At 56.9% G+C, this 18641-nt stretch carries 20 protein-coding genes; 6 read left to right on the top strand and 14 right to left on the bottom strand.

All coding sequences use genetic code 11. The annotated features are described in order from the left end of the window. Nucleotides 1-11: 11 nt before the first annotated feature. Both sbcD and sbcC read left to right on the top strand, forming a co-directional pair. Nucleotides 12-1217: an exonuclease subunit SbcD gene (gene sbcD, locus OSH03_RS16285; protein WP_266179589.1), complete on the top strand. Its 1206-nt coding sequence runs from the start codon at nucleotides 12-14 to the stop codon at nucleotides 1215-1217. Then, the gene (gene sbcC / locus OSH03_RS16280; protein WP_266179588.1) at nucleotides 1214-4345 is read left to right on the top strand and encodes an exonuclease subunit SbcC; all 3132 of its coding nucleotides are present in this window, start codon (nucleotides 1214-1216) and stop codon (nucleotides 4343-4345) included. The genes sbcD and sbcC overlap by 4 nt, the downstream gene beginning before the upstream one ends. A 98-nt stretch (nucleotides 4346-4443) precedes the next feature. On the opposite strand, the gene mak is transcribed toward sbcC, so the two are convergent. Next, a complete protein-coding gene (mak, locus tag OSH03_RS16275; RefSeq protein WP_266179587.1) occupies nucleotides 4444-5349 on the bottom strand; it encodes a fructokinase in 906 nt (301 codons plus the stop codon). Nucleotides 5350-5472: 123 nt separating this feature from the next. Between mak and rdgC the strand changes: the two genes are divergently transcribed. Then, a complete protein-coding gene (gene rdgC / locus OSH03_RS16270) occupies nucleotides 5473-6387 on the top strand; it encodes a recombination-associated protein RdgC (protein WP_014882739.1) in 915 nt (304 codons plus the stop codon). Between the two features lie 46 nt (nucleotides 6388-6433). Here the strand turns inward: rdgC and ppnP are convergent, their stop codons facing one another. The 5 genes from ppnP to OSH03_RS16245 all read right to left on the bottom strand — a co-directional run bounded on the left by ppnP (nucleotide 6434) and on the right by OSH03_RS16245 (nucleotide 9071). Beyond that, a complete protein-coding gene (ppnP, locus tag OSH03_RS16265; RefSeq protein WP_008503270.1) occupies nucleotides 6434-6721 on the bottom strand; it encodes a pyrimidine/purine nucleoside phosphorylase in 288 nt (95 codons plus the stop codon). Nucleotides 6722-6792: 71 nt separating this feature from the next. Further along, complete coding sequence (locus OSH03_RS16260; protein ID WP_266179586.1) at nucleotides 6793-7470, bottom strand: AroM family protein; 678 nt, start codon at nucleotides 7468-7470, stop codon at nucleotides 6793-6795. 237 nt (nucleotides 7471-7707) lie between these two features. Further along, nucleotides 7708-7899 (bottom strand): protein YaiA, encoded by a 192-nt coding sequence (gene yaiA, locus OSH03_RS16255; RefSeq protein WP_003859135.1) that lies wholly within the window; start codon nucleotides 7897-7899, stop codon nucleotides 7708-7710. A 44-nt stretch (nucleotides 7900-7943) separates the two neighbouring features. Next, nucleotides 7944-8468 carry a shikimate kinase AroL gene (gene aroL, locus OSH03_RS16250; RefSeq protein WP_028012127.1) on the bottom strand — a complete coding sequence of 175 codons (525 nt, stop codon included), beginning with the start codon at nucleotides 8466-8468 and terminating at the stop codon, nucleotides 7944-7946. Between the two features lie 144 nt (nucleotides 8469-8612). After that, nucleotides 8613-9071 carry a YaiI/YqxD family protein gene (locus tag OSH03_RS16245; protein ID WP_010428006.1) on the bottom strand — a complete coding sequence of 153 codons (459 nt, stop codon included), beginning with the start codon at nucleotides 9069-9071 and terminating at the stop codon, nucleotides 8613-8615. 97 nt (nucleotides 9072-9168) lie between these two features. Here OSH03_RS16245 and proC point away from each other — a divergent pair, with 97 nt between their 5' ends. Further along, entirely contained in the window at nucleotides 9169-9978 is an 810-nt protein-coding gene (gene proC / locus OSH03_RS16240; RefSeq protein WP_151413377.1) for a pyrroline-5-carboxylate reductase, read from the top strand. A 14-nt stretch (nucleotides 9979-9992) separates the two neighbouring features. Here the strand turns inward: proC and adrA are convergent, their stop codons facing one another. From adrA to OSH03_RS16215, 5 genes are all read right to left on the bottom strand, one after another. Continuing rightward, nucleotides 9993-11096 carry a diguanylate cyclase AdrA gene (gene adrA, locus OSH03_RS16235; RefSeq protein WP_266179585.1) on the bottom strand — a complete coding sequence of 368 codons (1104 nt, stop codon included), beginning with the start codon at nucleotides 11094-11096 and terminating at the stop codon, nucleotides 9993-9995. Between the two features lie 102 nt (nucleotides 11097-11198). Then, entirely contained in the window at nucleotides 11199-11519 is a 321-nt protein-coding gene (psiF, locus tag OSH03_RS16230; RefSeq protein ID WP_041911105.1) for a phosphate starvation-inducible protein PsiF, read from the bottom strand. 274 nt (nucleotides 11520-11793) lie between these two features. Beyond that, nucleotides 11794-12054: an anti-adapter protein IraP gene (gene iraP / locus OSH03_RS16225; protein ID WP_061099070.1), complete on the bottom strand. Its 261-nt coding sequence runs from the start codon at nucleotides 12052-12054 to the stop codon at nucleotides 11794-11796. Nucleotides 12055-12264: 210 nt separating this feature from the next. Beyond that, nucleotides 12265-13479 (bottom strand): multidrug efflux MFS transporter, encoded by a 1215-nt coding sequence (locus OSH03_RS16220; protein WP_266179584.1) that lies wholly within the window; start codon nucleotides 13477-13479, stop codon nucleotides 12265-12267. Between the two features lie 168 nt (nucleotides 13480-13647). Beyond that, complete coding sequence (locus OSH03_RS16215) at nucleotides 13648-14331, bottom strand: extensin-like domain-containing protein (protein WP_266179583.1); 684 nt, start codon at nucleotides 14329-14331, stop codon at nucleotides 13648-13650. A gap of 102 nt (nucleotides 14332-14433) precedes the next feature. On the opposite strand from OSH03_RS16215, the gene ddlA reads away from it, so the two are divergent. Further along, nucleotides 14434-15534 carry a D-alanine--D-alanine ligase gene (gene ddlA, locus OSH03_RS16210; RefSeq protein ID WP_266179582.1) on the top strand — a complete coding sequence of 367 codons (1101 nt, stop codon included), beginning with the start codon at nucleotides 14434-14436 and terminating at the stop codon, nucleotides 15532-15534. On the opposite strand, the gene OSH03_RS16205 is transcribed toward ddlA, so the two are convergent. Beyond that, a complete protein-coding gene (locus OSH03_RS16205) occupies nucleotides 15531-15761 on the bottom strand; it encodes a DUF2754 domain-containing protein (RefSeq protein WP_028012119.1) in 231 nt (76 codons plus the stop codon). The genes ddlA and OSH03_RS16205 overlap by 4 nt on opposite strands. A 249-nt stretch (nucleotides 15762-16010) precedes the next feature. Here OSH03_RS16205 and OSH03_RS16200 point away from each other — a divergent pair, with 249 nt between their 5' ends. Then, nucleotides 16011-16310 (top strand): DUF2755 family protein, encoded by a 300-nt coding sequence (locus tag OSH03_RS16200; RefSeq protein ID WP_014882725.1) that lies wholly within the window; start codon nucleotides 16011-16013, stop codon nucleotides 16308-16310. Here OSH03_RS16200 and OSH03_RS16195 read toward each other — a convergent pair. Both OSH03_RS16195 and sbmA read right to left on the bottom strand, forming a co-directional pair. Continuing rightward, entirely contained in the window at nucleotides 16307-17404 is a 1098-nt protein-coding gene (locus OSH03_RS16195) for a DUF1615 domain-containing protein (protein WP_151413375.1), read from the bottom strand. The genes OSH03_RS16200 and OSH03_RS16195 overlap by 4 nt on opposite strands. 14 nt (nucleotides 17405-17418) lie before the next feature. Next, the gene (sbmA, locus tag OSH03_RS16190) at nucleotides 17419-18639 is read right to left on the bottom strand and encodes a peptide antibiotic transporter SbmA (RefSeq protein ID WP_266179581.1); all 1221 of its coding nucleotides are present in this window, start codon (nucleotides 18637-18639) and stop codon (nucleotides 17419-17421) included. Nucleotides 18640-18641: the final 2 nt, after the last annotated feature.

Genomic DNA, 18641 nt, shown 5'->3' with positions numbered 1-18641 from the left:
ACGGATCTCCTATGCGCATACTTCACACCTCGGACTGGCATCTGGGTCAAAATTTTTACAGCAAAAGCCGTGCGGCTGAACATGAAGCGTTCCTGAACTGGCTTCTGGAAACGGCCCAGGCGCACGAGGTGGATGCCATTATTGTGGCGGGTGACATTTTCGATACCGGTTCGCCGCCGAGCTATGCGCGTGAATTGTATAACCGCTTCGTGGTGAACCTGCAGCAGACCGGCTGTCATCTGGTGATTGTCGCCGGTAACCATGACTCCGTCGCCACGCTCAATGAATCCCGCGATATCCTGGCGTTTCTCAATACCACCGTGGTCGCCAGCGCCGGGCACGCGCCGCAGATCCTGAAAAAACGCGACGGATCGCCGGGCGCGGTACTGTGTCCGATTCCCTTTTTACGCCCGCGGGACATCGTACAAAGCCAGGCGGGACTGTCGGGCGCGGAAAAGCAGCAGCATTTATTACAGGCCATCACCGACTATTATCACCAGCAGCACGCACAAGCCTGTGCCCTGCGCGGTGAACAGGCCATTCCGGTCATTGCCACCGGGCACCTCACCACCGTCGGGGCCAGCAAAAGTGACGCGGTCCGCGAGATCTATATCGGTACGCTTGATGCCTTTCCCGCGCAAAACTTCCCGCCCGCGGACTACATCGCGCTCGGGCACATTCACCGCGCCCAGGTCATCGGCGGCTGCGAGCATATCCGCTACTGCGGTTCCCCTATTTCGCTCAGCTTCGATGAAACCGGCAAAGCCAAATCCGTACATCTGGTGAGCTTTGATGAGGGCAAACTCAGCGCCGTCGAGACGCTGGAAGTGCCGGTCACCCAGCCGCTGGCGGTGCTGAAGGGCGATCTTGCCGCGATTACGGAACAGCTTGAGCAGTGGCGCGGCGCGGAGCTTAACCCGCCCGTCTGGCTGGATATTGAAATCACCACCGATGACTACCTGCACGATATGCAGCGGAAAATTCAGGCGCTGACCGAAGAGTTGCCGGTAGAGGTGTTGCTGGTGCGCCGCAGCCGCGAGCAGCGCGAGAAAATTCTGCTCGGCGCCCAGCGCGAAACGCTCAGCGAACTGCGGGTAGAGGAGGTATTTGAACGCCGCCTGTCGCAGGAAGAGATCGATGATGCGAAGCGCGTCAGGCTCAACGAGCTGTTCAGCCATACCCTGCACGCCCTCAATGACGAGGAAGAAAACGCATGAAAATTCTGAGCCTGCGCCTGAAAAATCTCAACTCCCTTAAGGGCGAGTGGAAAATTGACTTCACCGCGGAGCCTTTTGCCAGCAACGGCCTGTTTGCCATCACCGGCGCAACCGGCGCGGGTAAAACCACCCTGCTCGACGCCATCTGTCTGGCGCTCTACCACGAAACGCCGCGCCTGAATAAGGTCTCTCAGGCGCAAAACGACCTGATGACGCGCGATACCGCCGAGTGCCTGGCGGAAGTAGAGTTTGAGGTGAAAGGCGTCGCCTATCGCGCCTTCTGGAGCCAGAACCGGGCGCGCAACCAGCCGGACGGGAACTTGCAGGCACCGCGAGTGGAGCTGGCCCGCTGCGAGGACGGCAAGATTCTGGCCGACAAGGTCTCGGATAAGCTGGAGCAAACCGCGGCGCTCACCGGGCTGGACTACGGCCGCTTTACCCGCTCAATGCTGCTCTCGCAGGGGCAATTTGCCGCCTTCCTGAATGCCAAACCGGCCGATCGCGCAGAACTGCTGGAAGAACTCACCGGCACCGAAATCTACGGCCAGATTTCCGCGATGGTGTTTGAGAAACACAAAGCCGCCCGCAGCGTGCTGGAAAAATGCGAGGCGCAGGCGGCGGGCGTCGTGCTGCTCAGCGAAGAACAGCAGCAGCAGTTGCAGCAAAGTTTGCAGGCGCTTACTGACGAAGAGAAAACCCTGCTGGCCCAGCAGCAAAGCCAGCAGAAAGATTTTCAGTGGCTTACGCGCCATGACGAGCTCTTGCGGGAGCAGCAGCGCGTTACCGCCCTGCAGCAGCAGGCGCAACAGGCGCAGTCGAACGCGGCGCCGGAACTGGCAAAACTCCAGCTTGCCCAGCCCGCCGCCCAGCTCCGTCCGCTCTGGGAGCATCAGCAGGAGCAAACCGCACGTCTGACGCAAACCCAGCAGCGAATTAACGAAGTAAATACTCGCTTACAGGCCAAAACCGCACTGCGCGCGCGGATCCGCAATACCGCTCTGCGTACCCATGAGCGGCTACAGGCCGAACTGACGGCGCTGGCGCAGTGGCTGGCGGAGAACGAGCGTTATCGCCTGCTGGGCCAGGAAATTGCCGGCTGGCGCGCCCAGTTCTCACAGCTAAATCGCGACAAAAGTCAGCTCGCCGCGCTTGCTGCGCGGATGACAGAGCTTCGTCAGAAGCTGGCTGAGATGCCGGAAAATACGCTGACGCTGACGGCGGATGAGGTCAGCGCGGCCATGGAGCAGCAGTCCCGGTCCCGCACGCTGCGCCAGCAGCTGACGTCGCTGCATGCCCGCTATCAGCCGCTGCAAAAGCGCCTGAGCCAGAACGGTGAAAGCGTGCAGAAAGCGCAGGCGGAGCAGAGCAAGCTCAATGAAACCCTGGCGCTGCGCCGCCAGCAGTACAAAGAGAAACATCAGCACTATCTGGACCTGAAAGCCCTGTGCGAACGTGAAGCGACGATTAAAGATCTGGAAAGCTATCGCTCACAGCTTGAGGCAGGCAAACCCTGCCCGCTGTGCGGCTCCCACGAGCATCCTGCCGTGGAGACCTACCGGTCGCTTGAGCTGACGGACAACCAGCGTCGCCGTGATGCGCTGGAAAAAGAGGTCGCCGCGCTTAAAGATGAAGGCCTGCTGGTACTGGGACAAGTTAATGCCCTGGCTCAGCAGATCCAGCGTGAGACAGACGAAGCGCAGGCCTTGTCTCAGGAGGAGCAAGCGCTCACTAAAGCGTGGCTGGAGGCCTGCACGTCCTTGAATATTACATTGAATATTCAGGAGGATATCGCGCCGTGGATGAACGAGCAGGAACACTACGAGCGTCAGCTTTATCAGCACAGCCAGCGTCTGACCCTGCAACACCAGCTGAGCGAGCAGGAAGCGCATGAACGCCAGTATCAGCAGCAGCGCACCGCAACGCGCCAGGCGCTGGAACATACCCTGCTCGCGCTCTCGCTTAGCGTTCCCGAAGAGGGCAATGAAGCCGACTGGCTGCACGCCCGCGAAGCGGAATTTGCCCAGTGGCAGGAGAAGCAAACGCAGCACGGCGTGCTTCAGGAACGCGTGGGCGCGCTGAAGCCGCTGCTCGACACGCTTCCGGAAACACACGGCGAAGAGGCTGAACCGACCATTCCTTATGACTGGCGCGACGTCCATAATGAATGCGTGTCGCTGCAAAGCCAGCTCGCCGCCCAGCAGCAGCAGGAAGCGCTGGAGCGCGAGCGCCTGCAGCAGTCGCAGACGCAGTTCACCGCGGCGCTCTCCGCAAGCTGTTTTGCCGATCGGGACGCGTTTCTTGCCGCGCTCCTGGATGACGACGCTATTCGCCGCCTCGAACAGCTGAAACAGTCGTTGGAAAACCAGATACAGCAGGCCGCGGCCCTTTCCGGTCAGGCTAATCAGCAGCTGCAGGCGCACCTTGCGCTGCGCCCGGAAAAACTTGACGCGGATGCGTCTACCCTGCAAAGCCAGCTGCAGCAGCTGGCGCAACGGCTTCGCGAGAACACCACGCATCAGGGCGAGATCCGCCAGCAGCTTAAGCAGGACAGCGATAACCGCCAGCATCAGCAGGCGTTAATGCTGCAAATTGAAGAGGCCGCGCGCCAGGCCGACGACTGGGGCTATCTTAACGCGCTGATCGGCTCCAGCACCGGCGACAAGTTCCGCAAGTTCGCGCAGGGGCTGACGCTGGATAATCTGGTCTGGCTGGCTAACCAGCAGCTTAACCGCCTGCACGGGCGTTATCTGCTGCAGCGCAAAGCCAGCGAGGCGCTGGAGCTGGAAGTGGTCGACACCTGGCAGGCCGATGCGGTGCGCGATACGCGCACGCTTTCCGGCGGCGAGAGCTTCCTGGTCAGCCTGGCGCTGGCGCTAGCGCTTTCTGACCTGGTAAGCCACAAAACGCGGATTGATTCCCTGTTCCTCGATGAGGGCTTCGGCACGCTCGACAGTGAAACGCTGGATACCGCGCTGGATGCGCTCGACGCGCTGAACGCCACCGGGAAAACCATCGGGGTGATTAGCCACGTCGAGGCGATGAAAGAGCGCATTCCGGTGCAGATCAAGGTGAAGAAGATCAACGGGCTGGGGTACAGCAGGCTGGACAGGGAGTTTGCGGTGGGGTGAATGGTGGAATGGTGCGGTCTGGTGCCCTCACCCTGGCCCTCTCCCACGGGGAGAGGGTAAAAACATCAAAAACAGCAACTTGCGTTGCTGTTTTGCGTTTATTCCGGCCACAGCCACGCCGCGCCGCGCACGCCGCTGGAGTCGCCGTGGACGGCTTTGCGGATCGGGGTTTCGCACTCGCCGCCGAAGACCCACTGCTTAACCAGGTTCGGTACCGTGGCGTACAGCCGGTCAACGTTGCTCATGCCGCCGCCGAGCACAATCACGTCCGGATCGAGAATATTCACCACGTGCGCCAGCGATTTCGCCAGGCGCATTTCGTAGCGGCTGAGCGCCAGTTCGGCCACCGGATCCTGTTCTTCCACCAAACGCATAATCTCGTTCCCCTTGAGCGGCTGGCCGCTCAGGCGGTGGTAGTCGGTCGCAAAACCGGTGCCGGAGATAAACGTCTCAATACAGCCTTGCTTGCCGCAGTAGCACGGCACTTCAGCGCGGTATTTGAGTTCATCTTCATCCATCCACGGCAGCGGATTGTGTCCCCACTCGCCCGCCGTGCCGTTGCCGCCGATATGTGAACGTCCGCCAAAGGCCACGCCCGCGCCGCAGCCGGTACCGATAATCACCGCAAACACGGTCTGCGCCCCGGCAGCCGCGCCGTCGATGGCCTCAGAGACCGCCAGGCAGTTGGCATCGTTAGCCAGACGCACTTCCCGGTTCAGGCGCGCGCTTAAATCTTTATCAAACGGCTGACCGTTGAGCCAGGTGGAGTTGGCGTTTTTTACCACCCCGGTATACGGCGAGATCGACCCCGGGATCCCCATTCCGACGCTGCCGGTTTGCCCTGTCGCCTGCTCGGCCATCTCAACCAGTTGGGCAATCGTCTCGATCGTCTGGTGATAGTCATCGCGCGGCGTCGGCAGACGGTGGCGGAAAAGCTGTTCCCCCTGCTCGCTCAGTGCGATGACTTCTGTTTTGGTGCCGCCCAAATCAATCCCAATACGCACAAGACTCTCCTCATTATTTTGATTATCAACAGAGTAGAAGCACGCTTCCCGATTAGCAATGCAAGCGATGCGACAATTCGTTATCATGCCCGCTGATTTAACGACAAGGCCGTGGAAATTATCATGCTGTGGTTCAAAAATTTGATGGTTTACCGTCTCAGCCGCGACGTTTCGCTGCGCGCAGAAGAGATGGAAAAACAGTTAGCCGCTTATAGCTTTTCCCCTTGCGGTAGCCAGGATATGGCGAAAACCGGTTGGGTTCCGCCAATGGGTTCACAAAGCGATGCACTGACCCACGCAAGCAGCACGGGTCAAATCATCGTCTGCGCCCGCAAAGAAGAGAAAATTCTGCCCACGCCGGTGGTTAAGCAGGCGCTTGAAGCAAAAATTTTCAAGCTGGAAGCCGAACAGGGCCGCAAGCTGAAAAAAACCGAAAAAGATTCGCTGAAAGATGAAGTTCTGCACTCTCTGCTGCCGCGCGCCTTCAGCCGCTTCAGCCAGACGATGATGTGGATCGATACCGTTAACGGGCTGATCATGGTGGACTGCGCCAGCGCCAAAAAAGCGGAAGACACGCTAGCCCTGCTGCGTAAAAGCATCGGCTCTTTACCGGTCGTACCGCTGGCGCTGGAAACGCCGATTGAGCTGACTCTGACCGAGTGGGTCCGCAGCGGTACCGCGGCGCAAGGTTTCCAGATCCTGGACGAAGCCGAGCTGAAAGCCCTGCTGGAAGATGGCGGCGTGATCCGCGCGAAAAAGCAGGATCTGGTGAGCGACGAGATCGCCGTACACATTGAAGCGGGCAAAGTGGTCACCAAACTGGCGCTCGACTGGCAGCAGCGCATTCAGTTCGTGATGTGCGACGACGGCTCCGTGAAGCGTCTGAAGTTCTGCGACGAGCTGCGCGATCAAAACGAAGATATCGACCGGGAGGATTACGCCCAGCGCTTTGACGCGGACTTTATCCTGATGACCGGCGAGCTGGCCGCGTTAATTCAGAATCTGGTGGAAGGTCTCGGCGGCGAAGCGCAGAGATAATTTCCCCTCACACTGCTCCTCTCCCCAAAGGGGAGAGGAAAGAAGATTATTTCAGGTAGCGGCACAGATAAGAGGTCGGTTCAGCGACCTGCAAATGAAATTCGCTGTGGCCAGGGACGTTGAAAACTTGCCCGGCAGCGTAAACTTTCCATTCCGTTTCACCCGGCAGTAAGACGTTCAGCGCGCCGCTGACCACCGTCATCTCTTCCGCTTCCGCCGTGCCAAAGGTGTATTCCCCTTCGGCCATAACGCCCACACTGGCGCGGCCAGTGCTGCTGCTGGTAAAACCGATGGATTTCACTTTACCGGAAAAGTATTCGTTACTTTGAAGCATGAACTGGCCCTTATATTCAGAGATAAAAATTCACTATAGGGGCCATGCTCATCACCTGTCACGCAAAATCATTACGTCAGAAGCTCTGAGGCCAGGCGAGCCATCAGAACGTTGGACAACAGCACCGGTACGTCCAGCGCCTTTTGCAGTAAATCCCGGTGATGCTGGTGGAAACCAAGACAGTCCAGAATCAATACATCTGCCCCTCTCTCCAGCAGCTCCTTCCCGGCAGCAATAAGTTTAGCCTCGCTGTCCCAGAAGGGGTTTGCCAGGGCATACAGGGGCGTTTTTTCGAGCATGTGCCATTTTGCTTCCTGGTTGTCCATGAGCTCCTCAATGGGGACAATTACCCCCACCTGATGCCCGTCAACAATGGAGGCCACCAGCGGAGGAATAATGCGCATCGGCTCAAGCAAAATCGCATTGCGCGCAATGAGTCCCTTAATGGGGGCGGTGCTCATCAGCAAAATAACGTCATATTGTTGATTATCGAGTACTTCTATTACTGCCTGCAGCGAGCGCTCTATTTTCTGTCGAGAAACATGCGCCAGTTTACCGTCGCTTAATAACGTCGCCAGGGGATCCTCCCCTGCCTCTACAGCGTAGTCTTCCATGACCTCTTCCCGACTCATCTTACCCAGCAGGCTGAGATGCGTGATCTGTTGTTCAGATACATGCTCGGTTAAGAGCGGTAACACTTCGCTTACAGGGACCACACCAATGGTGAGGATCGCCAACGTTGCCTTCATCTTCTTCGCCTTCCATCACTACAAAAACGTGTACACAGGTACAGGCTCACTACGCTGTACAGTTCGTTTTTTCAACAAAACAGCACCAAGCGTAGCAGGCGATCTCTGCCCCGAAATGTAAAGATCGCCTGCCGGTAACGGAGCTACCTGTAATAACTAAATATTAACTCCTGCTTAACATTTGCGATGAGTAAAAAGTGTGATTCAGGCACGGTATTGGAGCGTTTAGGAAAACATTCACGACTTTTCGGGATCTTCGTAGCGCCGTTTGGCATCCAGCGCTTCCTGTTCAGTCTCATGTTCACTGATCAGCGAGTCCGGCTTGGGGTGATCGGCACGCAGCTGGTACCAGGTCACGGTCTGGTCGCCATTGCCTTTTTCAACGGTAACGATACGTGCTTCGCGCGGATAGGGAGGTCTGGTTGGCATAGCTCATCCTTTTTTTATGTCTGAGCTATCAGTATAGACGGCGGTTAGCTGGCACACGCCAGACGCAGGGCGGTAATAATCTGAATTACCACATCTTCCGGGGCCGCAGAGGCATCCACGACATGGTGCGCCGCTTCACGGTAGAGGGCATCACGCTCGGCCAGCACTTCGCTCACCTCTTCGCTGAGCGGTCGTGACGTCAGCGCCGGGCGTTGTCCCTCTTCAGGAAATGCCTCAAGGCGCCCTACCAGAGCCGCCACCGGCGCGCAGAGATAGATCACAATGCCTTTTTCGCGCATAAAGTGACGATTACATTCGGCCAGAACAATGCCGCCTCCCGTCGCAATGACGGCTGACGGCGTGGTGACCGCTTTCAGCGCGGCCGTTTCGCGGGCGCGAAAGCTTTCCCATCCCTCTTGCTCAACGATGTCGGCGATGGTTTTGCCGGCTTCGGTCTGCAGCCAGTGGTCGGTATCAACAAACTGACGATGACACGCGCGTGCCAGTTCCACGCCAACGGTGGTTTTCCCACAGCCGCGGGGGCCAACTAAAAAGATGGGTTGGGTCATAGCCAGGTGTTCCCCTTGATGCCGAATGGCTGAAGAGTGTAAAGAAATAATTGCAGAAGATGTGTCGATTACTTTACTGCAAAGCGGTACGGGATGACAACCCTGTGGAGGCCACACTGTACCACATATTGACAATAATTATCATTACGCCGTACGGCGCTTCACTTCCAGCAGCCATTTATCCAGTTCGGCAGCAAACTGCTGGCGATCGCGCTGGGACAGGCTGTCCGGCCCGCCGGTCTGCACGCCGCTGGCCCGCATCGTATCCATAAAATCACGCATAGTGAGTTTTTCCCGGATGGTCGAAGGCGAATAACGCTCGCCGCGCGGATTGAGCGCCGCCGCCCCTTTCTCAAGCACTTCCGCCGCCAGCGGTATATCGGCGGTGATGACCAGATCTTCCGCGCTGCACAGACGAACAATTTCATTATCCGCCACGTCGAACCCGGCTGGCACGCGTAAAGAACGGATGAACCGCGAAGGCGGGACGCGAATATTCTGGTTCGCCACCAGCGTCAGCGGCATCTGAACGCGCTCGGCGGCGCGGAATAAAATCTCTTTAATCACATTCGGACACGCGTCCGCATCAACCCAAATCGCCATGTTGTCTCCCCATAATGACTCTGCCGACTATTGTCGCCTGCATTTCGTTGTTAAGCTATCAATCAGAGAAAACAACGCATAATGACGGAGAATCATGATGGACAAGAAAATCGGGTTTATCGGCTGCGGTAACATGGGCAAAGCCATCCTGGGCGGCCTGATCGCCAGCGGGCAGGTTCTGCCGGGTCAGATTTGGGTCTATACCCCGTCACCGGAGAACGTCGCCGCATTGCGCGATCAATACGGGATCAACGCCGCCGAAAGCGCGCAGGAGGTGGCCCAGGTTGCCGATATCGTCTTTGGTGCCGTTAAGCCGAACATCATGATCAAAGTGTTAAGCGACATCACCTCCAGCCTGAACAAAGAGACGCTGGTCGTGTCGATTGCCGCAGGCGTGACGCTCGATCAGCTGGCGCGCGCGCTGGGCCACGATCGTAAAATCGTCCGCGCGATGCCGAATACCCCTTCACTGGTCAACGCCGGTATGACCTCCGTCACCCCTAACGCGCTGGTGACCTCAGAAGAGGTGGCGGACGTGCTGAACATTTTCCGCTGCTTCGGCGAGGCGGAAGTGATTGCAGAATCCATGATCCATCCGGTGGTCGGCGTGAGCGGTTCAGCCCCCGCGTACGTTTTCATGTTTTTAGAAGCGATGGCGGACGCCGCCGTGCTTGGCGGCATGCCGCGCGCCCAGGCGTATAAATTCGCCGCGCAGGCCGTCATGGGCTCCGCCAAAATGGTGCTGGAGACCGGTAAACACCCGGGTGAACTGAAGGATATGGTTTGCTCCCCGGCCGGTACCACCATCGAAGCGGTGCGGGTGCTGGAAGAGCGCGGGTTCCGTTCGGCCGTCATCGAGGCGATGGCAAAATGCATGGAAAAGTCAGAGAAGCTGAGTAAATCCTGATATCTGGCCGGGCGTCAGGCGGCCACTTCGGTGCGGCCGCGCCCGGCATTTTTCGCCTTGTACAGCGCCACATCTGCCGCCTTCAGCCATTCCCGATAGTGCACAAACTGCGGCCCCCAGGGAGCCACGCCCACGCTGATGCGCAGAGGTTCTTTCGGCGCGCACGGTAACGACAGCGTTTCCAGCCGCGCGTGAACCCGCGACATGACGGCGATGGCGCTTTCAGCGGCAGTCTGGGACATAATCACCGCGAACTCATCCCCGCCAAACCGGCCAATCGCATCGCCCGACCGTACCGACATCTGAAGCTGGCGGGTGATGGCCACGATGGCCTTGTCGCCTGCGTCGTGCCCCCAGGTATCGTTGATGTTTTTAAAGTGGTCGATATCAATCAGCAATATCGTGGCGGTGCAGTGGCTCCGGCGACAGCGCTCAAATTCATTGCGCAGCAGCATCTCCCAATGTCGGCGGTTAAAGACCCCGGTCATACCGTCACGGGTGCTCATCATTTCCAGCCGCCGCTTATGTTCCACCAGCCTGACGGCCGTTCGATGGCTAAGCCAGGCAAACAGCATGGGATAAAGCATAAGGATGGGAAGCGTTAAGCCCCACTCCAGCGCCCCCGGATTAAAGGGCACCGCGCTGCCAACGAGGGGTAATGTGACCAGCACGGAAAGCGCGGTGAGCGCCACCCCCGAAATAAACAGACGGCAGCCCCCTGAGCCCATCATATTTATTCCCACCATCATCACCAGCGCTGCCGCAGGTAACGCATAAATTCCCATCACGCCAATCCAGAGCCCGGCGACAATGGCATCCGTCTTAAGGTTGAAGATCTCCTGCTGATGAGGTGAGGCGGCGCGGCAGGATAACTGCCAGGCAAAATGCGGCCAGATGAATGCCCACCCCACCAGCAACAACCACCAGCCGCCAGGTAAAAAACGGCTGACCAGCATCTCCGCCACGGGGAAAAACATCGCCGCCAGCCCGACAACGCGGGCCAGCCGGGCTCGCCTGGCAAACTGGATGCCGGTACGGTGAGGGTCATCCTGAGAAAGGGTTAAACTCCACTCTCCCCGAATGCGCTTTTTATTGTAATAAACGTCATCATTCATCATTTTTGGGAATATTCTGAAACATTTTCCCAAATTATAGAGAGGGGGTCTGCGGGGAAAGTATGAAATTTCGGGTGAGCCGCCGGAGCCGCTCACCCGTTAGAACTACACTTTTTTCTTCAGGCAGGCACTCATGAACTTGCTGCGATCGTCGCCCTTAAGGGACTGCTCGGTCGCTTTCGCATTACACTCGCGCATTTTTTGCTGCTGCGGCGTCAGGCTTTTTTCACCGGGTTTCGCGGCACCGTTTTTCAGGCAGTCGCTCATATAGGTTTTACGTGCATCCCCCTTCAGACTCTGGGACGTCGCCTGTTGATTACAGGTGGTCATGCGTTGCTGTTGCGGCGTTAATGTTTTTTCTTCCGCGTTCGCCGAGGAGATCAGGAACAGGCCGGAGAGCAGAGTAACCAGTAATGTTGTTTTCATTGCACCATCCTTTTGTGAACATTCCCTGTAAGTCTGGTTCGTGACGGGAAAAAAACCACCCGGCAGATGTGATTTACGCCGGGAATTTATCATTTCAGATCCAGCGCGCAGGAATTGGCGGTATCGGCATAAATCGCCGGGGTAATTAACAGGGGATGTAACGCGATAAAAAGCGCGCTCTGTTTCAATTTAATTTCTTCATGTACAAATACAAAAATAAAACAGAGCGACTCAGGCATCCTGCATGACAATCCTATGACATGTCAGTAACGGCTTAACTGCGCGGATGCCTCAACAGCTTCTTTACGTATTGCTGCAGCAACTCGGCATCCTCTGGCGGAACCTGGGTATCGGGCCGTGCCTTATCCAGCGCCCCTTCAATGCTATCGATTAACGCCTGCTGGTCAGATGTTGCCATCTGCCGCAGCAGCGCGGTGACAACAATTTCCAGCGCTTCGACCTGGGCGACCAGCTCTTTCGACTCCTCTTCCTTTTGTGCAAGCTTAACCAGCAACTCAGCAATGAGATTTTTCATCGTGCTATTTCCTTATGGGATTTCCTCTGAAATTAACACCAGGAATGAAATATGCAAAGCGGAGAAAAGTATTATCTTATGCAAAAGTGACATTGCCGCCAAATTAGCGCAGCGATCTTTTCAGCGAAACGTTTTTCTATAAAAAAACGCCGCATTTTGTTATATAAAAATGCGGCTACCATAAGAATATATAATACATCTGCAAAAAGGTTATTTCGCTGATTTCGCCTCCGCTAATTGCCTGCGGCGACGCAGGGCAGTAGCCAGCTGGATAATATTGATTAAAACGACAATCGCCGTCGCGGCAAATACCCAGCGAAAACCCGCCATTGCAGAAACGGATGCACCAATAAGCGGACCGGCAACGTTGCCTAAATACATAAACGACTGGTTATAGCCAAAAATACGCCCCGTGACCTGGTCGCTGGAATATTTGACCAGCAGTGTCTGTACGGCCGGCAACATAGCGCCATCCGCAAAGCCGAGTAAAAACCGCAGCACGCCCAGCTGAAGCGGAGAGGTAACAAACGACATGGCGAAAAAGAGCACCACCGCAAAAATCAGCGTCGCCATCAGGATGCGCGCCGTGCCGATCCTGTCGCCCAGTTTTCCCAGACGCGGGGCAGAGATCAGCGCGGAGACGCCCGGCACGGCGGCGATCATGCCGCTGAGAAAGGCGATATTATTGCTGTCCGGCTCCATCGACTTGATAAACAGCGCCAGAATCGGGCCGACCGAACCGTTGCAGAGCTGGATCACCATGGTGGTGACAAACAGGCTAATCACGAGTCCGGGGTAAGGCAGCGAGGCGAAGACGGCCCTGCCGCTCAGGCGCTCAGATTTACTGATAACGGGGCGGCCACCCTCTTTGATAAGAAAGAGCGTAACCAGAAAGCTGATCACCAGCAGGATTGCGGTGATGATGAATACCGCACGCAGACCGACATGGTCAGCCAGAAAGCCTCCCAGCAGCGGGCCGCCGATAACGCCGCTGATCTGGGCGGTGGAAAGCGTACTCAGCGCCCAGCCGCTGCGCTCGCGCGGCACCTGAGAGGCAACCAGCGCCATGGCGTTGGGAATATACCCGGACGTCAGCCCCATCACCGCCCGCAGGAAAAACAGCTGCCAGACGTTGGTGGCGAAGGCCTGGAGCAGAATAGCAATCGCCATCCCGAGCGAGGCGCGCAGCAGCATCAGCTTGCGCCCTTTCCGATCCGCCAGGCTGCCCCACATCGGTGACACAATGGCGGAGACCAGAAACGTAACGCTGAACGTCAGCCCGGACCACATGGAGAGCGCTTCGTGGGAGGTGACCCCCAGCTGTGACACATACAGCGGCAGGAACGGCAGGATCTGGCTGATGGCAAGCCCGGTGAAGAAGCAGCCGAACCAGACCGAGATAAGATTAACTTTCCAGGATTCCATACAGAAATAGTCTTCATTTTTAGGCGAATTCGCCGTCAGATTAGCAAGTTACGCGCCTTAACGTCGCACCAGAGATGCGGCCTCGCTGACTTTGGTGTTTTATCTTCCCAGTCATCATATTTGTGAAATAAGTCACAATTCATCCATTTTCTGGCGGAAGATTATGCTTCAGCGGCAGAGACCAAAGCCGCGCATTCCCAGATGAAAGTGGCTGGCGTGCGCCGCGTTATATTCCGGCCCAAGACCGTTTCCGTAGTAGCCGCAGCTTGCCGCCAGCAGAGCCTTCAGCCAGGGCTGCGTTTTTGCCGATTTCCAGCCGTTAAGTACCGTAACGCGCTCTCCGTTCGCCAGCCGAAAAGCGGCGATATCCAGCGCGTCTGCCGTGGCATGCTCGCTGCGCCGCGCATCGGGCCGGTGATAGATATTGCGGCAGGCAAAGCTGCCGAGGTGCTCAATGCGCGTCAGTTCACTGCCGGTAAAGCGTTTGGTCAGGGGCCGGGCCTGCTGGCTGACGAACAGGGCTGAGCTGAGCGCCAGCGGACAGCTGGCAAGAAAACTGCCGTTCAGGCTCACCGGGCCGAAGTCACGCACGCGCACGACGTTGTTCAGCGGGCATTCCCCGTCGCTGTCAGCGACCGCCTGGGTGCGGATCAGGTTTTTTTGATTAGCCTGTGCTAACAGGCTCGCGCAGGCTTCGGGCGTTAAGCGCCGCAGCTTATACTGGGTAATACGGCCAGGCGGGTCGTCCAGGTTCAGCGGCGTGAAAGGGTTGTAGTGAGACGGCAACCAGCGATAGCCCGCCGTTGCGATTGCTCCAAGGATGAAAATGGTCAGCAGCGTTTTTCCTTTCACTCTCCCCCCTCACTGTTCCCAAAACATTATGGCAGAAGGCCGCGAAACCCGCAGGGCATCGTGGTATGTTATTGGCTTTTCGTCAGACTGGAAGAGAGTAAGATGGCAAAGCAGCGCGTAGGTATTGTCTTTGGGGGAAAATCAGCGGAGCACGAGGTGTCCTTGCAATCGGCTAAAAATATCGTCGATGCGATCGATAAAAGCCGTTTCGACGTGGTGCTGCTGGGCATTGATAAACAGGGCCAGTGGCACGTTAACGATGCCAGCCAGTATCTGCTGAATGCCCACGATCCGGCACACATTGCCCTTAATCCTTCGGAAATTAGCGTTGCCACCGTTCCCGGCGTTGTGAAGGGACAGCTTATCGACGCCGGCAACGCGCAGGCTCTCGCCCAGATCGACGTGGTCTTCCCTATCGTGCACGGCACCCTCGGCGAAGACGGTTCCCTGCAGGGGATGTTACGCATGGCTAACCTGCCGTTCGTGGGCTCGGACGTGCTGGGATCCGCCGCCTGCATGGACAAAGACGTCACCAAACGGCTGCTGCGCGATGCCGGGCTGAATATTGCGCCATTCGTGACCCTCACCCGCGCCAACCGCGACAAGCACAGCTTCGCACAGATTAGCGCTGAGTTGGGTCTGCCGCTGTTTGTGAAGCCAGCCAACCAGGGCTCCTCCGTGGGGGTCAGCAAAGTCACCACCGAAGCAGAGTTCACGCAAGCCGTCCGTCTGGCGTTCGAGTTCGACCATAAAGTGGTGGTTGAGCAGGGGATCAAAGGCCGAGAAATTGAGTGCGCGGTGCTGGGCAACGATTTTCCACAGGCCAGCACCTGCGGTGAAGTGGTCTTAAACAGCGACTTCTACTCGTACGACACCAAATACATTGATGATAAAGGCGCCCAGGTTGTTGTTCCTGCGGATATCGATCCGGCCATCAACGATAAGATCCGGACGATCGCCATTCATGCCTATCAGACGCTCGGCTGCAGCGGCATGGCGCGCGTGGACGTGTTCCTGACGCCGGAGAACGAGGTGGTGATCAATGAAATCAACACGCTGCCGGGTTTCACCAATATCAGCATGTATCCAAAACTGTGGCAGGCCAGCGGGCTTGGCTACTCTGAGCTGATCACCCGCCTGATCGAACTGGCGCTGGAGCGTCACGCCGCCGACAGCGCTCTGAAGAGTTCTGTTAAAGGTTAATCGGCACCCTTAGCCGTCTCCTCCGCTGTCGTCTCTTCCGGACGGCGGCGGATAATCAACCCTGCCAGCCAGAAACTGATCACCCAGGTCACCAGACCCACGGCATAGGTTTGCCAGCCTTTTGCTTCAAATCCCAACAGCCCCACGACGCCGTTAAGAATAAAGATCAGCCCGATGGCAAAGGCGTAGTAGTGCCAGTCACGGCGAAGTTTGGACGTGAGCTTCATAACAACTCCGGCAGGGAAAAAAGACATCCTCTCACAGTTTTACCGCCAGGTCTGTGGCAGATGCGGAAATTCTGAAATGCGGCGCAGTTTCATTTAAGTTAACAAATTGTGACATGCTGCAGAAATCAACAATCCAGGAGAAATCCTGAGCGAAAATTACCACGATTCTGATATTGACAAATGCGTTGACCTGTCAAACTCACCCCGTAAGACGCGTATTAAAACAGAGTGATATTTCGGGAGGTCAACATGGCTGACTTTACATTGTCGAAACCGATTTTTGGCGGCAAACCAAAAACCTCCACGGCGGGTAATATCGCGTATGCCCTGTTTGTCCTGTTCTGCTTCTGGGCTGGCTCCCAGCTGCTTAATATGCTGGTGCACGCGCCAGGCGTTTATGAACACCTGATGCAGGTGCAGGATAACGGACGCCCGCGGGTTGAAATCGGGTTTGGCGTGAGCACGCTGTTTGGCCTCGTTCCTTTCCTCGCGGGGTGTATGATTTTAGGCGTTGTCGCGCTCGTCCTGCGCTTTCGTCGTCGCCATTAAAGCCCCATACAGCGAGCCCGTCGATCGTCCACGCGTTTCGCGAACCATGCGGTGGTCAGATTACGCGTGATCTTCGGGCTTTCCAGCTGAATCCCCGGCAGGACAGCCCTCGGTAACGTTTTCCCACTCTTCTTCTCTGCAAGGGCAAACACCTTCTTGTAGAGATCCGTTTTCTCAAATGCCAGGCTGTCGCCTTTCTCAAGCTGACGGCGAATGTCGCTGTTGCTCATATCAAGCGTTGTCGATAATTTCCGGATCGCCCGCTCGGTGCTTCCCGCCTCGCTGCTGCCGTAGGCGATAAGATCGCCGTCCAGCGCCAGCTTAACGCCGCTTGCGCGGCTGACCGCGCTCTGAAACGCCGCGTTACGGCTGGCATACCAGCCCGCGTTAAAGTCTGCGAAGCGGTACAGGGGCTCGCTGTAGTTCGCCGGATAGTTCAGCAGATGATAGGTGCCGAACCACAGCCCGCCGCGCAGGGAGAAGACCTCCTGACGCACCGTACCGTCAATTTCCCACGGGTAGCCGTCGGTATGCTTCTCGGCAAACGCAATGCTCACCTGCATCGGGCCGCCGGTATGAACCGGGTTCAGAGAGCCAAACAGCTTCTGCCCCATCGGCACCATGTTAATGAAATCATCAAAGATGGCGCTGAGCTGTTTTTCGGTTTTCACCGTGTCCAGCCGTTCGCTGTAGCTTTTGCCGTTTGGCGAGGTGATTTTCAGCGCGGTATGCACGAGGAACACCGGGATATGCATCGATTCCGCGCGGCGGTCGATCTCTTTCCAGGCGATTTTGTTGAGACCCGGCACCACCGGGTCTGACTGGTACATCGACTCCTGCTGCGCCACCGCCAGCACCGAGCAGATATTCTCCTCGGTAGGGGCAATCTTCTGGCTTTCAAAGGTTTTTGCCAGCGCATCGGCCCACGCACTGCGATCCTTCACGCTGGCGGGCATTTTTTGCCGCACAACGCTTGCGACATCCACGGGCTTCTCGCCCTTTTTAAGCGGAGCAGCCCCTTTTTCGGCACAGCCCGCCAGAACGAGGGCAGCCAGCAAGGACAGCGGTAACGCACGCGGTACGGCAAAAGACATAGCAACTCCCTGTATTAGCTAAATGTGTTGGTGACTTCCTGCAGGTCCCGATCGTCCAGCTCATGTTCAAAGCTGCGCAGACGTTTGTATATGGACATCAGCTCCACCAGCGTAGTCCAGGAGTTGATCAGATACTGGAACGAGTTTCTGACCTGATCGAACACGTTGGTAATCTGGGTCAGTAAGCCCAGCGTGATTGTTCCCGCAACAATAGACGGGAACAACAGGAATAGTCCAAAAACAGTATCGACCTGCAGATAGAAAATACGGGCAATATTGAAATACATGTAGTGGAAATAGAGCCTGAAATAGTTGAAACGGACGTTGCGGAACAGCTCTTTTATCGTCGGGGGCGCAGCGCGCGTTGGGTCGTCCTCTCCGTAGACCAGTTCCTTACGATAGGCCGCTTCAACACGCTGATTTTTAAACTCTAAGCCCGGCAGCTTAATCCCGACGACGGCGAGCAGGCCTGTGCCCATAAGCGACCAGACCAGCGCCGGGATGAGCAGGCCGTACGGTAAATGTCCGACAATCGGCAAGGCTGAAATATGGGGAGAAAGCGCAACCAGAATCGGTAAGAACGCAAACAGTTTCAGGATGGCATTAAGCAGGCTGACGCCCATATCCTCAAGCGTTGACGCGAAACGCATGGTGTCTTCCTGAACGCGCTGAGCAGCACCTTCAATATGGCGCAGACGCTCCCAGTGGGTCATGTAGAATTCGTTCATCGCCGTACGCCAGCGAAAGACGTAATGGCTGACGAAGAAATTATTCAGCACCGCCACGGTGACGGCGATCATCGCAATGCCCATAAAAATTTTTAACTGATTGTAAAGCTCGCCGATTGGCACCCGGTTAGGGGCGCTCAGCGCTTTCTGGATGAGATCGTAGAACGGGGCATACCACGCGTTAATGGCTACGCTCACTTCGACCAGAAACCAGGTGACAAAAATAATCAGCGACGTTCCCAGAATGGACCACGTCTGCCAGCGATGAGGGGAATAATTAAACCAGAACAGCGCAAACAGCGCGACGCACAGAGCGTAATAGGCATAAAACAGCAGATAGCTGAACGACCAGAAGCGCGCCGCGCTAATCGGCACCTCGCCTGTTGCCCCCACGATGCGCGTCAGCCATGCACCGCCGCCCGCCAGCCAGAACACGACGGCGATCAGTGCCCAAATAAATGCCGACAGGAAAAAAGGCCCCGGCTTTGGGAAAAAAGACTTAAACATGA

It is taken from the genome of Enterobacter nematophilus, assembly GCF_026344075.1.
In the GTDB taxonomy this organism is placed as follows: Bacteria; Pseudomonadota; Gammaproteobacteria; order Enterobacterales; family Enterobacteriaceae; genus Enterobacter; species Enterobacter nematophilus.
The sequence above is the reverse complement of the archived record's forward strand: the minus strand, read 5'-3'. Positions and strand labels throughout refer to the sequence as shown.

Bases quoted from the DNA above. Each gene is read 5' to 3' on its own strand.
- sbcD (WP_266179589.1), top strand. From the start codon at position 12: ATGCGCATACTTCACACCTCGGACTGGCATCTGGGTCAAAATTTTTAC.
- sbcC (WP_266179588.1), top strand. From the start codon at position 1,214: ATGAAAATTCTGAGCCTGCGCCTGAAAAATCTCAACTCCCTTAAGGGC.
- rdgC (WP_014882739.1), top strand. From the start codon at position 5,473: ATGCTGTGGTTCAAAAATTTGATGGTTTACCGTCTCAGCCGCGACGTT.
- ppnP (WP_008503270.1), bottom strand. From the start codon at position 6,721: ATGCTTCAAAGTAACGAATACTTTTCCGGTAAAGTGAAATCCATCGGT.
- OSH03_RS16260 (WP_266179586.1), bottom strand. From the start codon at position 7,470: ATGAAGGCAACGTTGGCGATCCTCACCATTGGTGTGGTCCCTGTAAGC.
- yaiA (WP_003859135.1), bottom strand. From the start codon at position 7,899: ATGCCAACCAGACCTCCCTATCCGCGCGAAGCACGTATCGTTACCGTT.
- aroL (WP_028012127.1), bottom strand. From the start codon at position 8,468: ATGACCCAACCCATCTTTTTAGTTGGCCCCCGCGGCTGTGGGAAAACC.
- OSH03_RS16245 (WP_010428006.1), bottom strand. From the start codon at position 9,071: ATGGCGATTTGGGTTGATGCGGACGCGTGTCCGAATGTGATTAAAGAG.
- proC (WP_151413377.1), top strand. From the start codon at position 9,169: ATGGACAAGAAAATCGGGTTTATCGGCTGCGGTAACATGGGCAAAGCC.
- adrA (WP_266179585.1), bottom strand. From the start codon at position 11,096: ATGATGAATGATGACGTTTATTACAATAAAAAGCGCATTCGGGGAGAG.
- psiF (WP_041911105.1), bottom strand. From the start codon at position 11,519: ATGAAAACAACATTACTGGTTACTCTGCTCTCCGGCCTGTTCCTGATC.
- iraP (WP_061099070.1), bottom strand. From the start codon at position 12,054: ATGAAAAATCTCATTGCTGAGTTGCTGGTTAAGCTTGCACAAAAGGAA.
- OSH03_RS16220 (WP_266179584.1), bottom strand. From the start codon at position 13,479: ATGGAATCCTGGAAAGTTAATCTTATCTCGGTCTGGTTCGGCTGCTTC.
- ddlA (WP_266179582.1), top strand. From the start codon at position 14,434: ATGGCAAAGCAGCGCGTAGGTATTGTCTTTGGGGGAAAATCAGCGGAG.
- OSH03_RS16205 (WP_028012119.1), bottom strand. From the start codon at position 15,761: ATGAAGCTCACGTCCAAACTTCGCCGTGACTGGCACTACTACGCCTTT.
- OSH03_RS16200 (WP_014882725.1), top strand. From the start codon at position 16,011: ATGGCTGACTTTACATTGTCGAAACCGATTTTTGGCGGCAAACCAAAA.
- OSH03_RS16195 (WP_151413375.1), bottom strand. From the start codon at position 17,404: ATGTCTTTTGCCGTACCGCGTGCGTTACCGCTGTCCTTGCTGGCTGCC.
- sbmA (WP_266179581.1), bottom strand. From the start codon at position 18,639: ATGTTTAAGTCTTTTTTCCCAAAGCCGGGGCCTTTTTTCCTGTCGGCA.